General features: G+C 63.1%; 28 protein-coding genes. 7 read left to right on the forward strand and 21 right to left on the reverse strand.

Annotation, left to right across the window (positions count from 1 at the left end; all coding sequences use genetic code 11):
* Positions 1–138: 138 nt before the first annotated feature.
* Positions 139–1,896: a SulP family inorganic anion transporter gene (locus tag K3152_RS13565; RefSeq protein WP_221574670.1), complete on the forward strand. Its 1,758-nt coding sequence runs from the start codon at positions 139–141 to the stop codon at positions 1,894–1,896.
* Positions 1,897–1,963: 67 nt separating this feature from the next.
* On the opposite strand, the gene K3152_RS13570 is transcribed toward K3152_RS13565, so the two are convergent.
* The 8 genes from K3152_RS13570 to leuC all read right to left on the reverse strand — a co-directional run bounded on the left by K3152_RS13570 (position 1,964) and on the right by leuC (position 7,373).
* Positions 1,964–2,746: an NUDIX hydrolase gene (locus K3152_RS13570; protein WP_221574671.1), complete on the reverse strand. Its 783-nt coding sequence runs from the start codon at positions 2,744–2,746 to the stop codon at positions 1,964–1,966.
* A gap of 378 nt (positions 2,747–3,124) precedes the next feature.
* The gene (gene grxD, locus K3152_RS13575; protein ID WP_040965497.1) at positions 3,125–3,457 is read right to left on the reverse strand and encodes a Grx4 family monothiol glutaredoxin; all 333 of its coding nucleotides are present in this window, start codon (positions 3,455–3,457) and stop codon (positions 3,125–3,127) included.
* A gap of 37 nt (positions 3,458–3,494) precedes the next feature.
* Positions 3,495–3,728, reverse strand: a complete 234-nt coding sequence (locus K3152_RS13580; RefSeq protein WP_221574672.1) for a BolA/IbaG family iron-sulfur metabolism protein — start codon at positions 3,726–3,728, stop codon at positions 3,495–3,497.
* A gap of 5 nt (positions 3,729–3,733) precedes the next feature.
* Positions 3,734–4,060, reverse strand: a complete 327-nt coding sequence (locus K3152_RS13585) for a DUF1476 domain-containing protein (RefSeq protein ID WP_221574673.1) — start codon at positions 4,058–4,060, stop codon at positions 3,734–3,736.
* A 72-nt stretch (positions 4,061–4,132) separates the two neighbouring features.
* Positions 4,133–5,131 carry an NADPH:quinone oxidoreductase family protein gene (locus K3152_RS13590; protein ID WP_221574674.1) on the reverse strand — a complete coding sequence of 333 codons (999 nt, stop codon included), beginning with the start codon at positions 5,129–5,131 and terminating at the stop codon, positions 4,133–4,135.
* Positions 5,128–5,739 (reverse strand): 3-isopropylmalate dehydratase small subunit, encoded by a 612-nt coding sequence (gene leuD / locus K3152_RS13595; RefSeq protein WP_221574675.1) that lies wholly within the window; start codon positions 5,737–5,739, stop codon positions 5,128–5,130. Before leuD ends, K3152_RS13590 begins: the two co-directional genes overlap by 4 nt.
* The gene (locus tag K3152_RS13600; protein WP_221574676.1) at positions 5,739–5,897 is read right to left on the reverse strand and encodes an isopropylmalate isomerase; all 159 of its coding nucleotides are present in this window, start codon (positions 5,895–5,897) and stop codon (positions 5,739–5,741) included. Before K3152_RS13600 ends, leuD begins: the two co-directional genes overlap by 1 nt.
* 39 nt (positions 5,898–5,936) lie before the next feature.
* Positions 5,937–7,373 carry a 3-isopropylmalate dehydratase large subunit gene (leuC, locus tag K3152_RS13605; protein WP_221574677.1) on the reverse strand — a complete coding sequence of 479 codons (1,437 nt, stop codon included), beginning with the start codon at positions 7,371–7,373 and terminating at the stop codon, positions 5,937–5,939.
* A 122-nt stretch (positions 7,374–7,495) separates the two neighbouring features.
* Here leuC and K3152_RS13610 point away from each other — a divergent pair, with 122 nt between their 5' ends.
* Positions 7,496–7,915, forward strand: coding sequence for an acyl-CoA thioesterase (locus tag K3152_RS13610; protein WP_221574678.1), 420 nt, complete (start codon positions 7,496–7,498; stop codon positions 7,913–7,915).
* A 38-nt stretch (positions 7,916–7,953) separates the two neighbouring features.
* The gene (locus K3152_RS13615) at positions 7,954–8,472 is read left to right on the forward strand and encodes a sterol desaturase family protein (RefSeq protein WP_221574679.1); all 519 of its coding nucleotides are present in this window, start codon (positions 7,954–7,956) and stop codon (positions 8,470–8,472) included.
* A 422-nt stretch (positions 8,473–8,894) separates the two neighbouring features.
* Here K3152_RS13615 and K3152_RS13620 read toward each other — a convergent pair whose 3' ends face one another.
* The 13 genes from K3152_RS13620 to K3152_RS13680 form a co-directional block, all read right to left on the reverse strand.
* Positions 8,895–9,053 carry a YqaE/Pmp3 family membrane protein gene (locus K3152_RS13620; RefSeq protein WP_006833396.1) on the reverse strand — a complete coding sequence of 53 codons (159 nt, stop codon included), beginning with the start codon at positions 9,051–9,053 and terminating at the stop codon, positions 8,895–8,897.
* 73 nt (positions 9,054–9,126) lie between these two features.
* Entirely contained in the window at positions 9,127–9,474 is a 348-nt protein-coding gene (locus K3152_RS13625; protein WP_221574680.1) for a YbaN family protein, read from the reverse strand.
* Between the two features lies 1 nt (position 9,475).
* The gene (locus K3152_RS13630; protein ID WP_221574681.1) at positions 9,476–9,883 is read right to left on the reverse strand and encodes a SufE family protein; all 408 of its coding nucleotides are present in this window, start codon (positions 9,881–9,883) and stop codon (positions 9,476–9,478) included.
* Between the two features lie 41 nt (positions 9,884–9,924).
* Positions 9,925–10,098, reverse strand: coding sequence for a hypothetical protein (locus K3152_RS13635; protein WP_221574682.1), 174 nt, complete (start codon positions 10,096–10,098; stop codon positions 9,925–9,927).
* Positions 10,095–10,331: a hypothetical protein gene (locus K3152_RS13640; protein ID WP_221574683.1), complete on the reverse strand. Its 237-nt coding sequence runs from the start codon at positions 10,329–10,331 to the stop codon at positions 10,095–10,097. Before K3152_RS13640 ends, K3152_RS13635 begins: the two co-directional genes overlap by 4 nt.
* A 40-nt stretch (positions 10,332–10,371) precedes the next feature.
* The gene (locus K3152_RS13645; protein WP_345719817.1) at positions 10,372–10,653 is read right to left on the reverse strand and encodes a hypothetical protein; all 282 of its coding nucleotides are present in this window, start codon (positions 10,651–10,653) and stop codon (positions 10,372–10,374) included.
* Complete coding sequence (locus K3152_RS13650) at positions 10,650–10,961, reverse strand: hypothetical protein (protein ID WP_221574684.1); 312 nt, start codon at positions 10,959–10,961, stop codon at positions 10,650–10,652. The genes K3152_RS13645 and K3152_RS13650 overlap by 4 nt, the downstream gene beginning before the upstream one ends.
* The gene (locus tag K3152_RS13655) at positions 10,961–11,224 is read right to left on the reverse strand and encodes a hypothetical protein (RefSeq protein WP_425594683.1); all 264 of its coding nucleotides are present in this window, start codon (positions 11,222–11,224) and stop codon (positions 10,961–10,963) included. The genes K3152_RS13650 and K3152_RS13655 overlap by 1 nt, the downstream gene beginning before the upstream one ends.
* Positions 11,225–11,271: 47 nt before the next feature.
* Complete coding sequence (locus K3152_RS13660; RefSeq protein ID WP_345719818.1) at positions 11,272–11,580, reverse strand: hypothetical protein; 309 nt, start codon at positions 11,578–11,580, stop codon at positions 11,272–11,274.
* A gap of 28 nt (positions 11,581–11,608) precedes the next feature.
* Positions 11,609–11,983 carry an envelope stress response membrane protein PspC gene (pspC, locus tag K3152_RS13665; RefSeq protein ID WP_221574686.1) on the reverse strand — a complete coding sequence of 125 codons (375 nt, stop codon included), beginning with the start codon at positions 11,981–11,983 and terminating at the stop codon, positions 11,609–11,611.
* On the reverse strand, positions 11,980–12,276 hold the full coding sequence (pspB, locus tag K3152_RS13670) for an envelope stress response membrane protein PspB (protein WP_221574687.1): 297 nt from the start codon (positions 12,274–12,276) through the stop codon (positions 11,980–11,982). The genes pspC and pspB overlap by 4 nt, the downstream gene beginning before the upstream one ends.
* Before the next feature lie 3 nt (positions 12,277–12,279).
* Positions 12,280–13,110 (reverse strand): phage shock protein PspA, encoded by an 831-nt coding sequence (gene pspA, locus K3152_RS13675; protein ID WP_221574688.1) that lies wholly within the window; start codon positions 13,108–13,110, stop codon positions 12,280–12,282.
* A 68-nt stretch (positions 13,111–13,178) separates the two neighbouring features.
* Positions 13,179–13,331, reverse strand: coding sequence for a hypothetical protein (locus K3152_RS13680; protein WP_221574689.1), 153 nt, complete (start codon positions 13,329–13,331; stop codon positions 13,179–13,181).
* 157 nt (positions 13,332–13,488) lie between these two features.
* Between K3152_RS13680 and pspF the strand changes: the two genes are divergently transcribed.
* The 4 genes from pspF to K3152_RS13700 all read left to right on the forward strand — a co-directional run bounded on the left by pspF (position 13,489) and on the right by K3152_RS13700 (position 17,578).
* A complete protein-coding gene (gene pspF, locus K3152_RS13685) occupies positions 13,489–14,514 on the forward strand; it encodes a phage shock protein operon transcriptional activator (protein ID WP_221574690.1) in 1,026 nt (341 codons plus the stop codon).
* A 136-nt stretch (positions 14,515–14,650) separates the two neighbouring features.
* Entirely contained in the window at positions 14,651–15,208 is a 558-nt protein-coding gene (rimP, locus tag K3152_RS13690) for a ribosome maturation protein RimP (protein ID WP_221574691.1), read from the forward strand.
* Complete coding sequence (gene nusA, locus K3152_RS13695) at positions 15,208–16,869, forward strand: transcription termination factor NusA (RefSeq protein ID WP_221574692.1); 1,662 nt, start codon at positions 15,208–15,210, stop codon at positions 16,867–16,869. The genes rimP and nusA overlap by 1 nt, the downstream gene beginning before the upstream one ends.
* Entirely contained in the window at positions 16,850–17,578 is a 729-nt protein-coding gene (locus tag K3152_RS13700; protein WP_221574693.1) for a DUF448 domain-containing protein, read from the forward strand. Before nusA ends, K3152_RS13700 begins: the two co-directional genes overlap by 20 nt.
* The last annotated feature ends 7 nt before the right edge of the window (positions 17,579–17,585 follow it).

Raw genomic sequence — 17,585 nt, forward strand, 5'->3', positions numbered from 1 at the left:
GCACGAGTGCCGAGCGCCAGGGCTGGACATCGATCGCGTAAGTCTTGCCGTGACTTTACCGGAACGCCATGGTCAGGAAGCGCGAATGGCTTGCCTCGCCCGGTAGGCTCCTTGCGCAATAACGAAAGGCCGCGGTTCATGCTCTCGCGTTATCTGCCGATCCTCGAATGGGGACGGACATACAATCGGTCGATCCTGACCAGCGACCTGGTGGCGGCGGTGATCGTCACCATCATGCTGATCCCGCAAAGCCTCGCCTATGCCCTGCTGGCAGGATTGCCGCCGGTCGTCGGTCTCTACGCCTCGATCCTTCCGCTGGTGCTTTATGCGATCTTCGGGACCAGCCGCACGCTGGCAGTCGGGCCGGTGGCGGTTATCTCGCTGATGACGGCAAGCGCCGCCGGGGCGGTCGCGGCGCAAGGTACGGCGGAATATCTCGAGGCGGCGATCACGCTGGCGATGCTTTCGGGCATCATGCTGGCCATACTGGGTTTCCTGCGCGCTGGCTTCCTGGCGAACCTTCTTTCCCACCCGGTCATCAGCGGGTTCATTACCGCCAGCGGCATCCTGATCGCGACCAGCCAGCTCAAGCATATTCTCGGCATTACGGCAGGCGGCGACAACTGGCCCGAGATGCTGGGCTCGATCGCCGCGTCCATCGGCGAGACCAATCCCTGGACACTGGCGATCGGCATTCCGGCGACCTTGTTCCTGTTCTGGGTGCGCAAGGGTGGCAAACCGGCCCTGGTGGCGATGGGGCTCGGCCCCCGCGTGGCCGATATGACCGCCAAGGCCGGACCGGTTGCCGCGGTCGTGCTGACGATCCTCGCGGTGCGGGCGCTCGATCTGGGCGAGCGGGGGGTGAAGATCGTCGGCGCGATCCCGCAGGGCCTGCCGCCATTTGCGGTGCCCTCGACCGACCTTTCGCTGATCGAGCAACTGTGGGTCCCCGCGCTGCTTATCTCGATCATCGGTTTCGTCGAGAGCGTCTCGGTCGCACAGACGCTGGCGGCCAAGCGACGGCAGCGCATTTCGCCCGACCAGGAACTGGTCGGGCTGGGGGCGGCCAACATCGCTAGCGCCTTTTCGGGCGGCTATCCGGTAACGGGAGGCTTCGCGCGCTCGGCAGTCAACTTCGATGCCGGTGCGGAAACACCGGCCGCGGGTGCGTTCACCGCAGTAGGTATCGCGCTGGCGACGCTATTCCTCACCCCGCTGCTGTTCAGCCTGCCGATCGCCACCTTGGCGGCGACCATCATCGTCGCCGTCCTCAGCCTCGTCGACCTCAAGACACCGGGCCAGCTGTGGCGCTATTCGAAGGCCGATTTCGCCGCGCATGTCGCGACGATCGCGATCACACTCCTGGCCGGGGTCGAGCTCGGGGTGATAACCGGTGTGGCTGTCGGCCTGCTGCTCTATCTCTATCGCGCCAGCCGCCCGCACGCCGCGATCGTGGGGCGCGTTCCCGGAACCGAGCATTTCCGCAATGTGGAGCGGCACGAGGTGTTCACCGTTCCGCACGTCCTTTCGATCCGGATCGACGAATCCCTGACCTACCTCAACGCGCGCTGGCTGGAGGAATATGTCCTCGAGCGCGTGGCCGAGCGCCCGGAACTTCGCCACGTCATCCTGATGTGCAGCGCGGTCAACGAGATCGACGCCTCGGGGCTGGAAAGCCTTGAAGCCATCAATCACCGGCTCGGCGACGGCGGGATCGGCATGCACCTGTCCGAAGTAAAAGGTCCGGTGATGGACCGCCTCAAGCGCACCCATTTCCTCGAAGAACTCAACGGCAAGATTTTCCTCTCGCAGGAGCGCGCTTTTGGCGAACTCTCCCGCGACAATGGTGAGCCCGCGGTCCCCCACGACCATTATCACGCGCGCGGGATGATTTGACGGGCTGCTTCGCCGCGAAGGGTGCGTTGTGGCCAGGCATTGCCCGCCAAGGGCCGCACCGGACAGGCTATCCGCGCGCGACCGTATCCAGCGGCTCGCCCGTCACGGGATAGCCAAGGTCTTCACCGATCTCGAGCCAGGTCTTGCCCTCGCGCTCGCCCATGTGCGGCGTGATCGTTCGCACCGGGATACGCTCCGCCTGCTCCTTCGCCGCTGCAAAATCTTCGAACAATGCTAGCCGTTCGAGATTGCGGCGGGTGGGGAAGATGACCTTGATGTCGCCCCGTTCCGCCGCATCGAGCGCGCCCTGCGCGGTAGTCCAGAACAGGTGGGTGTTCTCCGACAGGTCGGCCTCGATTTCCACCGCGCCCGTGCCGAGGTCGGCGATGTAGAAGCGGGTATCGTAGACGCGCGGGATACGCTCGTTCTTGGGATACCAGCGCGCAAACGGCGTCAGCTGGGCGAGGTCCAGCTCCCAGCCGAAATGGTCGAGGACGCTCGCAAGATCGCCGGTCTGCATCAGGTAGCGCCGCGCGGCGCGGGCCTTTTCCGCGTCGATATCGCCGGAGAGGCCGATCGCAAGGCCGGTCTCCTCCAGCGTCTCGCGCACGACGGCAATCTGGTGCGCGGCTTCTTCGGGATCGAGCGGACCGCCCATCATGGCGCCGAGCTCGAAATCGGCCGGGTCCACGCGTCCGCCGGGAAAGACTGCCATGCCGCCAGCGAAAACCATTTCGCGGCTGCGAATGGTCATCAGGATTTCGGGCGGACCGCCGTCGCGGGCATTGCGAAAGATAATGACGGTAGCTGCGGGGATACCGGCGGGCGCGTCTTCGTGGTTGATGCTCATGGGCCTCCTTGTGACCGCAAGCGAGGCGCCTGCCAAGCCGCAAGGGTTAACGCGATGCGTCGGGATTTTTTACAAGCGAGGAGCTGTGAAAATCGGTGTTAACCACTGCCTGGCGCGGGTTCCGTAGCGAAATCGATTTTGGCACGCGCCATGCATGTATACTGGCGTCCCTATCGGTAAAAGCAGGCGGACCACTCCTGGTCTCGTGTCCGCCTCCCCGAAAACAAGAAACCCGCCCGGTCGTCCCACCGGGCGGGTTTTGCTTTTTATTGCTTGCGCCCTCAAGCGCCGGGCGGAGCGCATCCGCGCTCCTTGGCTCGCCGCATAAGCGGCGGCGCGCAGTCGCGCTTGCACTCGCCTGCGGCTCGCGTTTGGTAATCAGCTCTCGGCCTTGGCGACCTGCTTCTCGTCCATAAGCTGCTGGAGTTCGCCGGCCTCGTACATTTCCATCATGATGTCGCTGCCGCCGAGGAATTCGCCCTTCACATAGAGCTGTGGGATAGTCGGCCAGTCGGAATAGGCCTTGATACCCTGGCGGATTTCCATGTCCTGCAGCACGTCGACGCTGTCATAGGCGACGCCGCAATGGTCGAGGATGGCTACCGCGCGGCTGGAAAAGCCGCACTGCGGGAAGAGCGGGGTGCCCTTCATGAAAAGGACGACGTCGTTCGCTTTGACGATGTCGGAGATGCGCGTGTTTACATCGGACATGGTTGCCCTGCCTTTGAATTGCTGAATCTGGTGGGGTTCAGTTGGGGGCTTGGGTGGTGAGTTGCAAGGCGTGGAGTTCGCCGCCCATCCGCTCACCCAGCGCTTCATAGACCATTTTGTGCTGCGCGACGCGGGTCTTCCCCGCAAACTGCGGCGCAATGACCTTGGCTGCCCAATGATCGTTGTCGCCCGCAAGGTCGCGCATTTCGACGACCGCGCCCGGAAGCGCGGCCTCGATCAGGGCGACGATGTCTTCGGCTGGCATCGGCATGGGCGTTACTTCTGGTCGCTCATGAACTGGCGGCGTGCTTCGATGGCGCATTCGTCGAGCTTGGCGCGGATATCGGCTTCGCTGACGTCGCATTCGGCAGCGGTCAGGTCGCCGAGCAGCTTGCGGATGACGTCTTCATCGCCCGCTTCCTCGAAATCGGCCTGCACGACCGCCTTCTTATACGCGTCGGTCTCTTCCTCGGTCAGGCCCATGAGGCCGGCGGCCCATTCGCCCAGCAGGCGGTTGCGGCGCGCGGCAATCTTGAACTCGGTTTCCTGGTCGAAAGCGTATTTGGTTTCTTCGCCGCGTTCGCGATCCTTGAAGTCGGTCATGGTATTCCCCTTGGAAGATGTCGCCTCTCGAATAGGCATGGCGCACGCACGCGGCAAGGGGGCGCGGGCGCTTTAATCCATCGTCACAACGAGCTTGCCGATCGCGCCGCGGTTCTCGAGCTTGGCGATGGCTTCGTGCGCGCGCTCGAGTGGATAGGTCTCGGAGACCAGCGGATTGATCTTGCCGGCCTTCCACAGGTCGAAGAGTTCGGCGATATTGTCGTTGTTCTTCTGCGGTTCGCGTGCGGTGAAGGCGCCCCAGAAAACCCCGCGGATGTCGCAGCTTTTGAGCAGGGTCAGGTTGAGCGGCATCTTGGCGATACCGGCGGGGAAGCCGATGACGAGGAAGCGGCCCTCCCACGCAATCGAGCGCAGCGCGGGCTCGGAATAGTCGCCGCCGACGATGTCGTAGACGATGTCCGCGCCATTGGGGCCGACCGCAGCCTTGAAATCATTGGCGAGCTGCTTGGAGGTGTCCTTGTCGAAGGGCGCGCGCGGATAGATGACGACTTCATCGGCACCGGCCTTCTTCGCCACTTCGCCTTTTTCCTCGGTCGAGACGGCGGCCACCACGCGGCAGCCATAGGCCTTGGCGAGTTCGACTGCCGAGAGACCCACGCCTCCCGCTGCGCCAAGCACGAGGACGGTTTCGCCCTCCTTGATGTCGCCGCGGTCCTTCAGGCCGTGGATGGTCGTGCCGTAGGTCATCAGCAGCGCCGAGGCCTGCACGAGGTCGATGCCGTCGGGCACCTTGAACAGGCGCGCAGCAGATACAGCGACCTTCTCCTGCAGGCCGCCATTTCCGACGCCGCAGATGACGCGGTCGCCGACGGCAAAGCCTTCGACGCCTTCACCCAAAACCTCGATAGTGCCGGAAATCTCTCCACCCGGCGCGAAGGGGCGTGGCGGCTTGAACTGGTACATGTCACGGATGATGAGCGTGTCCGGGAAATTGATGGCGCAGGCCGCCACATCGATGAGCACCTCGCCCTTGCCGGGGGTGGGGGTTTCGATGTCCTCTACTACGAGGGTTTCGGGGCCGCCGGTCTCTTTCGACAGGACTGCTTTCATGCGTGTTCTCTCCGGTTTCGTGTCGGCGCGTCGAGCCATGGCAGGCTGTCCGCGCGCGCTCTCTCATGAGTTTCGATGGCCGCATCGCGCTCCAGCGTCAGGCCGATTTCGTCGAGGCCATTGAGCAGGCAATGCTTGCGAAACGGATCCACCTCGAAGGCGAAGCGGTCCTGGAAGGGGGTGGTGACGACCTGGTTTTCGAGGTCGATGGTGATGGGGTGGTCCTTCGCCACCTCGAGCAGCCGGTCGACCTGCTCCTGCGGCAGTTCGACCGCAAGGATGCCATTCTTGAAGGCGTTGCCCGAGAAGATGTCCGAAAAGCTGGGCGCGATGACCGCGGTCAGCCCCATGTCGAGCATGGCCCATGCGGCGTGTTCACGGCTGGACCCGCAGCCGAAATTGTCGCCTGCGATCAGGATGGGCGCGCCGGCGAAATCCTCGACATCGAAGGGATTGCCGGGCGCCTGACGGATGGTCTCGAACGCACCCTTGCCGAGCCCCTCGCGGCTGACGGTCTTGAGCCAGTGCGCGGGGATGATGACGTCGGTGTCGACATTCTTGAGGCCCAGCGGGATTGCGCGGCCCGAAATACTCGACACCTGTTCCATCAATCGGTCTCCGGTTTCTCGCCCGAGGGGATCGGCCCCGGCTGGTCGGGCTTGTTCTTCTTTTCGCGGCGCTTGTTCGCATAGAGCAGCGCTGCGGCGATGGCGGCGGAGCCGATGGCTCCGGCGATGGCGGCCTTGCCTTTGGGAAGTTTGGTCATGCTTCCCTCATGGGATGGCGCGCGGGGAAGGGCAAGGGGTCACTCGCCCATCAGTTTGCGTACGTCGGTCAGGTGACCCGTGACTGCGGCGGCGGCGGCCATAGCAGGGCTGAGAAGATGCGTGCGCGCGCCCGGGCCTTGGCGGCCGACAAAGTTGCGGTTGCTGGTCGAGGCGCAGCGTTCCCCCGGCGGGACTTTGTCGGGATTCATCGCCAAGCAGGCGGAACAGCCCGGTTCGCGCCATTCGAATCCGGCATCGGTGAAAATGCGGTCGAGTCCCTCTTCCTCTGCCTGCCGTTTGACGAGGCCGGAGCCGGGGACGGCGATTGCCCAGCGCACGCTCGCGGCCTTCTTGCGGCCCTTCAGGACCTCGGCGGCGGCGCGCAAATCCTCGATGCGGCTGTTGGTGCATGAGCCGATGAAGATATTCTCGACCTTGACCTGCTCCATCGGCGTGCCGGGCGCGAGGCCCATGTAGTCGAGGCTCTTGGCAACCGCCTCGCGCTTGGCGGCATCCTCGAACACAGCGGGCGAGGGTACGGTGCCGCCGATGGCGACCACGTCTTCGGGGCTGGTGCCCCAGCTCACCGTCGGCTCGATATCGGCGGCGTCGATGACCACGGACTTGTCGAACTGCGCGCCATCGTCCGTGACGAGCGAGCGCCACCAGTCGACCGCCTTGTCCCACGCCTCGCCTTGCGGCGCATAGGGGCGGCCTTTCAGGTAATCGAACACGGTCTGGTCGGGCGCGATGAGGCCCGCGCGAGCGCCGCCTTCGATGCTCATGTTGCAGACGGTGAGGCGCCCTTCGACGCTCATCTTCTCGAAAACTTCGCCGCGATATTCGATGACGTAGCCGGTACCACCAGCGGTGCCGATGACACCGATGATGTGGAGGATGAGGTCCTTGGGTGTCACGCCGGGGCTAAGCTCGCCCTCGACGCGGACTTCCATGGTCTTGCTCGGCCTCAGCAGCAGCGTCTGCGTGGCGAGGACATGCTCGACCTCGCTCGTGCCGATACCGAAGGCCAGTGCGCCGATCCCGCCATGCGCGGCGGTATGGCTGTCGCCGCAGACGATAGTCGTACCGGGGAGCGAGAAGCCCTGTTCGGGCCCGACCACGTGGACGATGCCCTGCTCTGGCGCGAAGGCGTCGATATAGTCGATGCCGAAGGCGGGCGCGTTGGCTTCGAGCGCCGCCAGTTGCGCCGCGCTTTGCTTGTCGGCAATCGGCAGGCGAGAGCCATCGGGCGCAGTGCGCGGCGTGGTCGGCAAATTGTGGTCGGGGACCGCGAGCGTCAGGTCCGGGCGGCGAACCTTGCGGCCAGCGAGGCGCAGCGCCTCGAACGCCTGCGGGCTGGTGACTTCGTGGACGAGGTGCCGGTCTATATAGACGAGGCAGGTGCCGTCGTCCTGCCGCTCGACGACATGGGCGTCCCAGATCTTCTCGTAAAGTGTGCGCGGTTTGCTGGCCATGCCGCATGGTGTGCCCCCACTTCGGACCACACGCAAAATGGCAAAACCAAGGGCGACCCAAGAATGCCTTTTCCTGCAAGAGAATCATGGAAATGAAAGGTTTTGCCTGCTAACTTACATTCATGTCAGCAAAGCCCTTCTCCTTTCCGATCAAAGTCCTCCCCGCCGATATCGATTTCATGGGGCACGTGAACAACGCGCGCTACCTGAACTGGGTGCAGGATACGGTGCTGGCACATTGGCAGAAACTTGCCCCTGCAGAGGAGGTGGCAAGCAAGGCGTGGGTCGCGCTGAAGCACGAGATCACCTATCGCAAGCCCGCGTTTCTCGACGATGACGTGATTGCCGAGACGGTGCTCGAAAAGATCAAGGGCGCGCGCAGCTTCTACAACACGGTGATTCGCCGCGGCGAGGATGTGCTCGCCGAGGTGAAGAGCATGTGGTGCTGCCTCGACAGCGACACGCACCGGCCCGCGCGCATCAGCGCCGAGGTGGCAGAGCGGTATTTCGGTATCTCGCGCAAGACCCCTGCCGCCGAGTAGGCTTTGCGCTGGCGCTTTGCAGCGCCTATATTGCCGCCATGCAAATCTTCGTCGCCATCCTGATCGTCATTGCGACCGTCCTCGCCATGGAGTGGGTGGCTTGGGCGAGCCACAAATACATCATGCATGGCTTCGGCTGGGCCTGGCACCGCGACCATCACGAACCGCATGACAACCTGCTCGAAAAGAACGACCTCTACGCCATCGTCGGCGCAGCGATGAGCATTTCGATGTTCGCGCTGGGCAGCGAATGGGTGCTGGGTGATGCAGCATGGTGGCCGGCGACCTACATCGGGCTCGGTATCCTTTTCTACGGCATCATCTACACGCTGGTGCACGACGGTCTCGTCCACCAGCGCTATTTCAAATGGGTTCCGAAGAAGGGCTATGCCAAGCGGCTGGTTCAGGCGCACAAGCTGCACCATGCGACCATTGGCAAGGAAGGCGGGGTCAGCTTCGGTTTCGTTTTCGCGCAGGACCCGGCCAAGCTGAAGGCCGAGCTCAAGCGCCAGCGCGAAGCGGGCGAGGCGGTGGTGCGCGAAAGCGCCGGGGCCTGAAGTCATCCCTGACCGCCTGGACCTTACGGGCGACTGGGACGGCACCTTTACCTATCCGGGCGGTCAGCATCCGACGCCGTTTCGCGCGAGGCTCGCGGAGACACAGGGCGGCTTTTCGGGCTCTATCATCGAACCTGATGTCTACAACCCGGCCACGACAATAGAGGCCCGATGTTTCGGCGTTCGCGATGCGCGTTCAGTCGATTTCACCAAGACCTATGTCGATGCGCCGCACGGCTACGAAAATCCGGTAGATTATGTCGGCCAGCTCTCACCCGACGGCATGACTGTCACCGGTACGTGGAGTCTGCTGCACATGAACGGTCGGTTCGAAATGCATCGCGAGATGAGGATGGAAGAAATGAAAGAGGCCGAGACCGCCGAAACGGTCCCGGCCCCTGCCGTTCGCTGATGAGCGCCATTTACCTGGCGTAATTCACATAGAGTCCGTGGATCAGGCCCGGGATGAAGCCGAGCAGGGTCAGCACGAGATTGATCAGCGTGGTCTTGCCGAGGCCGTGCTTGGCCGCAACGCCGAGCGGGGGCAGCAGGATGGTCGCGATCAGGATGAGAATTGCCATTGAGAGTGTCCTTTCGTTCACCCTCCCGTCGTATGACAAATCAACGGCTTGGAAGAGATCCGGTTCCTGCAGGCTATTCGTTGCGCGTTGCGATCCAGCCGCCTGCGATAACGAGGATGGCGATTGAAAAATAATACCAGGGATCGCCCAGCGTGTACCATGTCACCACTGCGCCCACGGTCATGGCACCGATGGCCATGGTCTTCGAACTGCGGCTGATGGCGCGGCGCTCGCGCCAGTCTTTCACCTGCGGACCCCAGTGCGGGTGGTCGAGGATTTTCTGCTCCAGCTCTGGGCTGGAGCGGGCGAAGAAATAGACCGCCAGCAGCAGGAAGGGGACCGTCGGCATGATCGGCAGGAATGCGCCGATCGCGCCGAGTGCTACCGCGATATAGCCGAGGACGCGGTAGAGCAGGCGCATGTCAGGCCGCCGCAATCCGGGCGGCGTGTTCCTTCACCAGCGCGATCATGTTGGGCACGCCCTGCGTGCGGTTGCTTGACAGCTGGTTCTTGAGGTCGAACGGGGCGAGGGCCTCGTGGATGTCCATCGCGGCAACTTCCTCTGCCGGCTTGTCCTGCACGGCCGAAATCACCAGCGCGACGATGCCCTTGGTAATCGCGGCATTGCTGTCGGCGAGGAAGTGGAGCTTGTCAGCCTCGCCCGTGGGATAGACCCAGACCTGTGCCGAACAGCCGCGGACCAATGTCGCATCGGTCTTCAGCGCGTCGGGCATGTCATCCAGTTCGCGCCCCAATTCGATCAGCAGGCGATAGCGTTCGTCGCCTTCGAGGAACTCGTATTCTTCGCGGATGTCGTCGAGAGGTCGCATGGTTGGGCCACTAGCGGCCAAAATGGCATGCGTCCATCGCGCTATACGCCGAGGCCGCCGGGGCGGGTAAAGGCATGGTAGATGACGTAAATCCAGCTGATGAAGCCGTGGAAGATGGCCCACAGGATGGATTGATTCTGGCTCCATGAAATCGCGACCGCAATGGCGCTGCCGAGACCGATGCCGGCCTTGGCCGCATCGCCGCCACCGCTCACAGGTCGACCCCGCTGGCGATGGCTTCGAGCTTCTTGATGCGTTCTTTCAGGTCCGCGATTTCGATGCGCGCGGCACCCATGGAAGAGCCTTCCTCGGCACGCGGGCCGGAATGGCCCTCAAGCTCGCTGCGCTTGAGCTCAAGCCAATCGTGCCAGCCGCGCAGCATGGCGGCGGCCACGATGAGCAGGCCGGTCAGCGCTGCTGCTGCAATGATGATTGTCGGGTCGAACATTTCCCCATGTCCTCCTTGAACCGTTGTTTCCTCTTGCGCCTCAGTCGGCCTGCTTTTCGCGCAGTGCTTCGATTTCGGCGGCTATCCTCTTGGTTTCCTGGGCATCGAGCGAATTGCCGTCGGTGGCGATGCGCTCGAGCACCTTGATGCGTTCGCGCAAATCCTCGATTTCGCGCTGGGCCTCGGGGTCGTCCTTGCCGACCCAATGCTGGTTGCCCTGCTTGTCTTCGATGATGCCGTTCTGTGCGCGGTAGCGGGCGGCCATGACCTTTGCCGTGGCAATCACCATCACGATGAGTACGACTGCGATTGGCCAGTTCACTGGATGCGCTCCCTTTCTTCAGTCGTGTGTTCGATGGCGTCCAGCGCGCGCAGTTCCTCGATCTGCGAGGCGAGCGCATGGTTGCTGTCGGTCGCGATGCGTTCGAGCACGCGGACGCGCTCTTCGAGCTTGCGATGGTCTGCGGCGACTAGCGAGCTGCCATTCTCGGCTTCTGCCTTGCGCGCCCGCAATTCGGCCATCCGTTCCTCGTGCGCATTGGCGCGCCGATGCGTGAGGCTGGCAAATGCGAAGATGATGCTGCCGGCAATCAGGATGAAAGCGAAGATCAGGAACAGGTCGGCGTCCATCAGTTTGCCTCCCGCTTGTCGCGCAACTGCTCGATCTCGCTGGTCAGCTGGTAGCCACTGTCGGTCACGATGCGCTCGACATTGGCCATGCGGTCCTTGATCGATCCCAGTTCGGCGCGCAGTTCGGCATTTTCCTGCGTGAGCAGTTTAACCCGTTCGACCGCCTGGTCGTTCTTCGGATACACCGCCTTGCCCCAGCTGTTCTCGAGCGGGTAGCCGTTCTTCATCTTCATCCAGTTCGAGACGAGATAGCCCGCCGTCATGATGATGACTGCGACGATGAGCGTGATCTCGCCAATCGGTAAGTCCATCACACGCGCTCCTTGTTGAGGGCATCCAGCGAGACACCGCTGCCGGTTTCTTCGACCCGGCGTTCGTCGCGCAGGGCCTCGATCTGAGTTGCCACGTCGTAGCCCTTGTCGGTCACGATGCGTTCGAGGACGCGGACCCGCTGCTCCAGTTCGGAGACGCGGCTCACGTGCTGCGCGGTCTGCTCGGCAGTTTGCGCGGCGGTGGCCTCGATGCGTTTCTCCTCCAAAGCGCGCTGGTTCTTCGACCAGACGATGAAGGCGACCATCAGGAAAGGCGCCAGCGGGATGAGGTAAGCCCAATCGAACACGTTCAAATTCCCCCTTGAGATTCAGTTCTTAGCGAAGCCGCTCGATTTCGGCGGTGAGGCGCGGATTGCTGCTGACGTAGTAGGTTTCCACGTCGGCCAGGCGGCGGTCCACGTCCTTCATCTTCGCGCGGATTTCGCGAGCGGTGCGCTTCGGGTTCTGGCGCACGCCCTGCCAGTATTTCTGCTCGGCAGGCTCGGAATAAAGATGCGCCGGCTTCTTGTTGAGCAGCAGTCCGGCAGCGAAGTAGGCGATAATCGGCCAACCCATCATGATGGTCAGGGCGATGAAGCCGAGGCGGATCCAGAAGGCGTCGACGCCGGTATAGTCCGCGATGCCCGAGCACACGCCCAGCAGCTTCGCATTGGTCTTGTCGCGATAGAGGGTGGTGCGGGGGCTGTTCACTTTGCCATTCCTTTCTTCTCGGCAATCAGCTGTTCGAGTTCGCGCAGCTGCTGGTTGTCTTCCTCGCTGTCATGCACGAGGCGGGCGGGACGGAAATCGGGATTGTCGGAAGCGACCAGGCGCTCGACCGTGTCCATGCGTTCGTCCAGCCGCTTGGCGAGGTTGTAGAGCTCTTCGAGCAGTGCCTCGTCATCGGTGGTGATGGTAGCGGAGGTCTTCCATTTCGTGATGTAGTGGAGGACGATCCACGGCAGCGCGATGAAAATGGCGACGATGGCTAGTACTTCTTCCACGGATCAGTCCTCTTTCTTGGCGTCATCGGTCTTGCCGAGCGCCTTTTTCATTTCTGCAAGTTCGTCGTCGATGGCGTCGGCGCCTTCGAGAGCGGCGATTTCATCGGACAGGCTGGGCTTGCCCGAATTGCCTTCGATGGCCAGCGCGTCGGCGCGGCCTTCGGCATAGTCGACGCGGCGTTCGAGCTGGTCGAAGCGCGAGAGTGCATCGTCGACGCGGTCCTCGGTCATCAGGCTGCGCAGCTTGACGCGGTTCTCCGCGCTTTCGAGACGCGCCGCGATGGCGGTCTGGCGACTGCGGGCTTCGCGCAGGCGGTTCTGCAGCTTGTGGATGTCCTGCTCGTAAGCGCGCAGTGCATCGTCGAGCACGGCGATTTCCTGCTTGAGCTGGTCGGCCATATCGGCCGCCTTCTTCTTTTCGACCAGCGCGGCACGGGCGAGGTCCTCGCGGTCCTTCGACAGCGCGAGCTGCGCCTTTTCGCCCCAGTCGGCCTGGAGTTTGTCCAGCTTGACCGTGTGGCGGTGCATTTCCTTCTGGTCGGCGATGGTGCGGGCAGCACTGGCGCGGACTTCGACGAGGGTTTCCTCCATCTCGAGGATGATCATGCGGATCATCTTCTGCGGGTCGTCCGCCTTGTCTAGCATATCGTTGAAATTGGCCGCGATGATGTCGCGGGTACGGCTGAAGATTCCCATCAAAGGTGCTCCACTGGAGAAAAAGTCCTGTCCCTTGGCCTGCCAGCCACGGGTCGGAGTGGGTGAGCGGCGGAGCCGTTCTACCTCACTGTCGAGCCGCGACAAGGCGGGACGGGAAGGGCGGGCCGGAGCGTCCATTGCGCCAGGAGCGCTAGGGGGACTGTCGGGACTGCGACGCTCCGGCCCAAGGGGGTTGTTGTGATCGGTCACGCGATTTCCACTTGTTCGTAAGATGCGAGCGCCGGCATCGGCGTCGTCACCGCGATCTGCGAACTCAGCGAGACCAGGGCGACCATCGCAGCGATGCTGACGAGGGCGGCTTGTCCAAGCTGGGTGCCGAAGAATTTGCGGTCGTACATGTGTGTCCTCCCTGGACGGTGTTCGTTGTTGTCCCCTGTTCAGCAAGCAGCGTGCCAAACTCGGAAAACGGGAAGAATCCTTGGGTTCGCAACATATCGACAAACAACATCGTGGCGGGGATTGCCAAGCCTTGGTGAAAATTCCTATATATTGGTCATGGAGCGGGAAAATCAGTTCATTGGCCAGTCTGGCGCCTTCCTCGATGCGGTCGAGCGGACCAGCCGTGCGGCCCCCATGCGCAGGCCCGTGCTGGTCATCGGCGAGCGCGGTACCGGCAAGGAGTTGATTGCCGAGCGCCTCCACCGCCTTTCGACCCGTTGGGACGAGCCGCTCGTCACCATGAACTGCGCCGCACTGCCCGAAACACTCATCGAGGCGGAACTGTTCGGCCACGAGGCCGGGGCGTTCACCGGTGCTACCAAACAACGCGCGGGAAGGTTCGAGGAAGCCGACAAGGGCACGCTATTCCTCGACGAACTGGGCACTTTGTCGATGGGCGCACAAGAACGCCTGCTGCGCGCTGTCGAATATGGCGAGGTGACCCGCATCGGCTCCTCGCGCCCGATCCGCGTCGATGTCCGTATCGTGGCGGCGACGAACGAGGACCTGCCCGCCAAGGCCGAGCGCGGCGAGTTCCGCGCCGACCTGCTCGACCGGCTGAGTTTCGAAGTCATCACACTCCCGCCCCTGCGCGTGCGCGAAGGCGATATCGAAGTGCTGGCCGATTACTTCGGTCGCCGGATGGGCGCGGAGCTGGGTTGGGAAGCCTGGCCCGGCTTTGCCGAGCATGTGGCTACAGAACTGGAAAACCATCCCTGGCCCGGCAATGTGCGCGAGCTGCGCAATGTGGTCGAGCGCGCGGTCTATCGCTGGGACAATTGGGAGGTGCCGATCGGTCACGTGCAGTTCGACCCGTTCGACAGCCCGTGGAAGCCCCTGTCGCAAGCGGTTGCCAAACCGAAATCGGAACAGAAGGTCGCGGCCGAGGTCGCGCCATCCGGTCCCGACCTCGAAAACATCGACGACCTGCGCTCGGCCGTCGATGCGCACGAACGCGCTATTCTCGAGCATGCACTCGGCAAGCACCGCTGGAACCAGCGCCAGACCGCCAAGGCGCTGGGCCTGAGCTACGACCAGCTGCGCCACGCCATCAAGAAGCACGGCCTCACTGACGACGATTGATGGCCTCTTGCTTTTCGCAGGACTCGCGCCTATCTGCGCATCAATCCCGACATCGTCGCGACTGTGAAGGGGCTGGCGCCGCAAGGGGCCGGCACCAAACCCCGTTGCTGTGATGACAAGCGAAACCGGAGTATGAATGGCAGATATTGACCGCTTGAACGAAGTTATCGAACCCGAAGCCGAGGCGCTGGGTTTCGAGCTCGTGCGCGTCAAGATGATGCCGTCGGAAGCCGGTGACGGCGGGCAGGCGCTGCAAATCATGGCCGAGGACCCGGCGACGGGCCAGCTGGTCATCGAACAGTGCGCCGCGCTCTCGCGCCGCGTTTCGGACAAGCTCGACGAGCTGGAAGAGCAGGGCGAGGTGCTGGTGCCCGGCGCCTATCACCTCGAGGTTTCCAGCCCCGGCATCGACCGCCCGCTGACCCGCGCGAAGGATTTCGAGAACTGGGCTGGTTACGAAGCGAAGGTTTCGCTGACCGAGAAGGTCCACGGTAACCGGAACCTCAAGGGCGAACTCAAGGGTCTAGATGGCGACATGGTCACCATCGAAGACCACAAGGCGGGCGAGGTTTCCTTCCCCCGCAATCTCATTCATTCGGCGAAGCTCGTCTTGACCGACGAACTGATTGCCGCCACCCAGCCGCTCGATACAAGCGGTGCCGACGACATCGAAGAAGAAAAGGCAGACGACTGATGGCCAGTGCCATTTCCGCCAACAAGGCTGAACTCCTTGCAATCGCGAACGCGGTGGCATCGGAAAAGATGATCGACAAATCCATCGTGATCGAAGCGATGGAAGAAGCGATCCAGAAGTCCGCCCGCAACCGCTACGGCGCGGAGAACGACATCCGTGCAAAGCTCGACCCGCAGACCGGCGATCTTCGCCTGTGGCGTGTCGTCGAGGTCGTCGAAGAGGTCGAGGACTATTTCAAGCAGGTCGACCTGAAGGCCGCGCAGAAGCTCGAAGCTGACGCAAAGATTGGCGACTTCATCGTCGACCCGCTGCCACCGGTCGATCTCGGTCGCATCGATGCGCAGTCGGCCAAACAGGTGATTTTCCAGAAGGTCCGCGATGCCGAGCGTGAGCGCCAGTTCAACGAATTTCAGGACCGCGCGGGCGAAGTCATCACCGGCGTCATCAAGTCGGTCGAATTCGGCCACGTGATCGTCAACCTCGGCCGCGCCGAGGGCGTCATCCGCCGCGACCAGCAGATCCCGCGCGAAGCCGCCCGCGTTGGCGAGCGTGTCCGCGCGCTCATCACCAAGGTCGAGCGTAACAACCGCGGTCCGCAGATCTTCCTTTCCCGCGCGCATCCCGACTTCATGAAGAAGCTGTTCGCGCAGGAAGTGCCCGAAATCTACGATGGCATCATCGAAATCAAGGCCGCCGCCCGCGACCCGGGCAGCCGCGCCAAGATCGGCGTCATCAGCCATGACAGCAGCATCGACCCCGTCGGTGCCTGCGTCGGCATGAAGGGTAGTCGCGTCCAGGCCGTCGTGCAGGAACTGCAGGGCGAGAAGATCGACATCATCCCCTGGTCGGAAGATGGCGCAACCTTCATCGTCAACGCGCTCCAGCCCGCCACCGTCAGCCGCGTTGTCCTCGATGAGGAAGATGGTCGCATCGAAGTGGTCGTTCCTGACGACCAGCTGTCGCTCGCCATCGGTCGCCGCGGCCAGAACGTGCGTCTCGCCAGCCAGCTGACCGGCAACCAGATCGACATCATGACCGAGGAAGAAGCCTCGGAGAAGCGCCAGAAGGAATTCGCCGAGCGCTCGAAGATGTTCGAAGAGGAACTCGACGTCGACGAAACGCTCTCGCAGCTGCTCGTCGCCGAAGGCTTCGCCGAACTCGAGGAAGTCGCCTATGTAGAGCTGGAAGAACTCGCGAGCATCGAAGGCTTCGACGAGGAACTGGCCGAGGAACTCCAGAGCCGTGCTCAGGAAGCGCTCGACCGCCAGGAAGCTGCACATCGCGAAGTGCGTAAGGAACTCGGCGTCGAAGACGCGCTGGCCGAACTGCCGCACATGACCGAAGCGATGCTCGTCACGCTTGGTAAGGCAGGTCTCAAGACGCTCGACGACGTGGCCGACCTCGCCACCGACGAACTTATCGCCAAGAAGCGCGAAGCACCGCGTCGCCGCAACAATGCCGATGGCCCGCCGATGCGCCGCGATCGTCCGCAGCGCGAGCAGGACAAGGGCGGTGTGCTCGGCGAATACGGCTTGAGCGAAGAGCAGGGCAACGAAATCATCATGGCTGCCCGCGCGCACTGGTTCGAAGACGAAGACGAGGCAGCTCCGGCTGCTTCGGCAGACACTCAGGAGGCCGCCGATGCGGACTCCACACAATGAGCGCCTGACGTCCGACATCGCTGAAGCCCCCAAGGCACGGAAAGCTTCCGAGCCCGAACGGCGCTGCATCCTGACCGGAGAGACGGACTCGCGCGATGCGCTGGTCCGCCTCGCCGCGTCCCCCTCCGGCCTGGTCCTGCCCGATGCGCAGGAAAAGGCTCCGGGAAGGGGTGCGTGGGTGTGCTCATCGCGCGCCGCAATCGAAGAAGCGCAGGGCAACGGCAAACTGAAGGCGGGCCTGTCGCGCGCCTTCAAGACCGGCGACCTCGAGATACCCGCGGAACTGCCCCAAAAAATCGAAGATGCGCTCAAACGCGTATTTCTCGACCGGCTGGGTCTCGAAATGCGCGTCGGAGCCCTTATCTTGGGAACGCAGCGCATTGCCGAGACGGCCCGCATGGGCGGCGTGTCGGCGCTTTTCCATGCCAGCGACGCAAGCGAGGACGGGCGCAAGAAGCTCGACCAGGCATGGCGCGTAGGCCGCGAGGCGGAAGGAAGCGGGGAACGCGGCTGGACGCTGCCACTGGACCGCGACGCTCTGTCTGTGGCATTGGGCCGCGACAACGTGGTCCATCTGGGCCTCGCCAACGATGCGGCAGCCGCTCGGGTGATGAAACCCTTGAAGCGGCTGATGCATTATCTGGGGCACGAAATCCCTGACGAATTCGGCGGCGCGGCTTCGCGCGGTCCTGACGATACGAACGATTAGACCTAAG

The organism is Qipengyuania polymorpha, assembly GCF_019711435.1.
In the GTDB taxonomy this organism is placed as follows: Bacteria; Pseudomonadota; Alphaproteobacteria; order Sphingomonadales; family Sphingomonadaceae; genus Qipengyuania; species Qipengyuania polymorpha.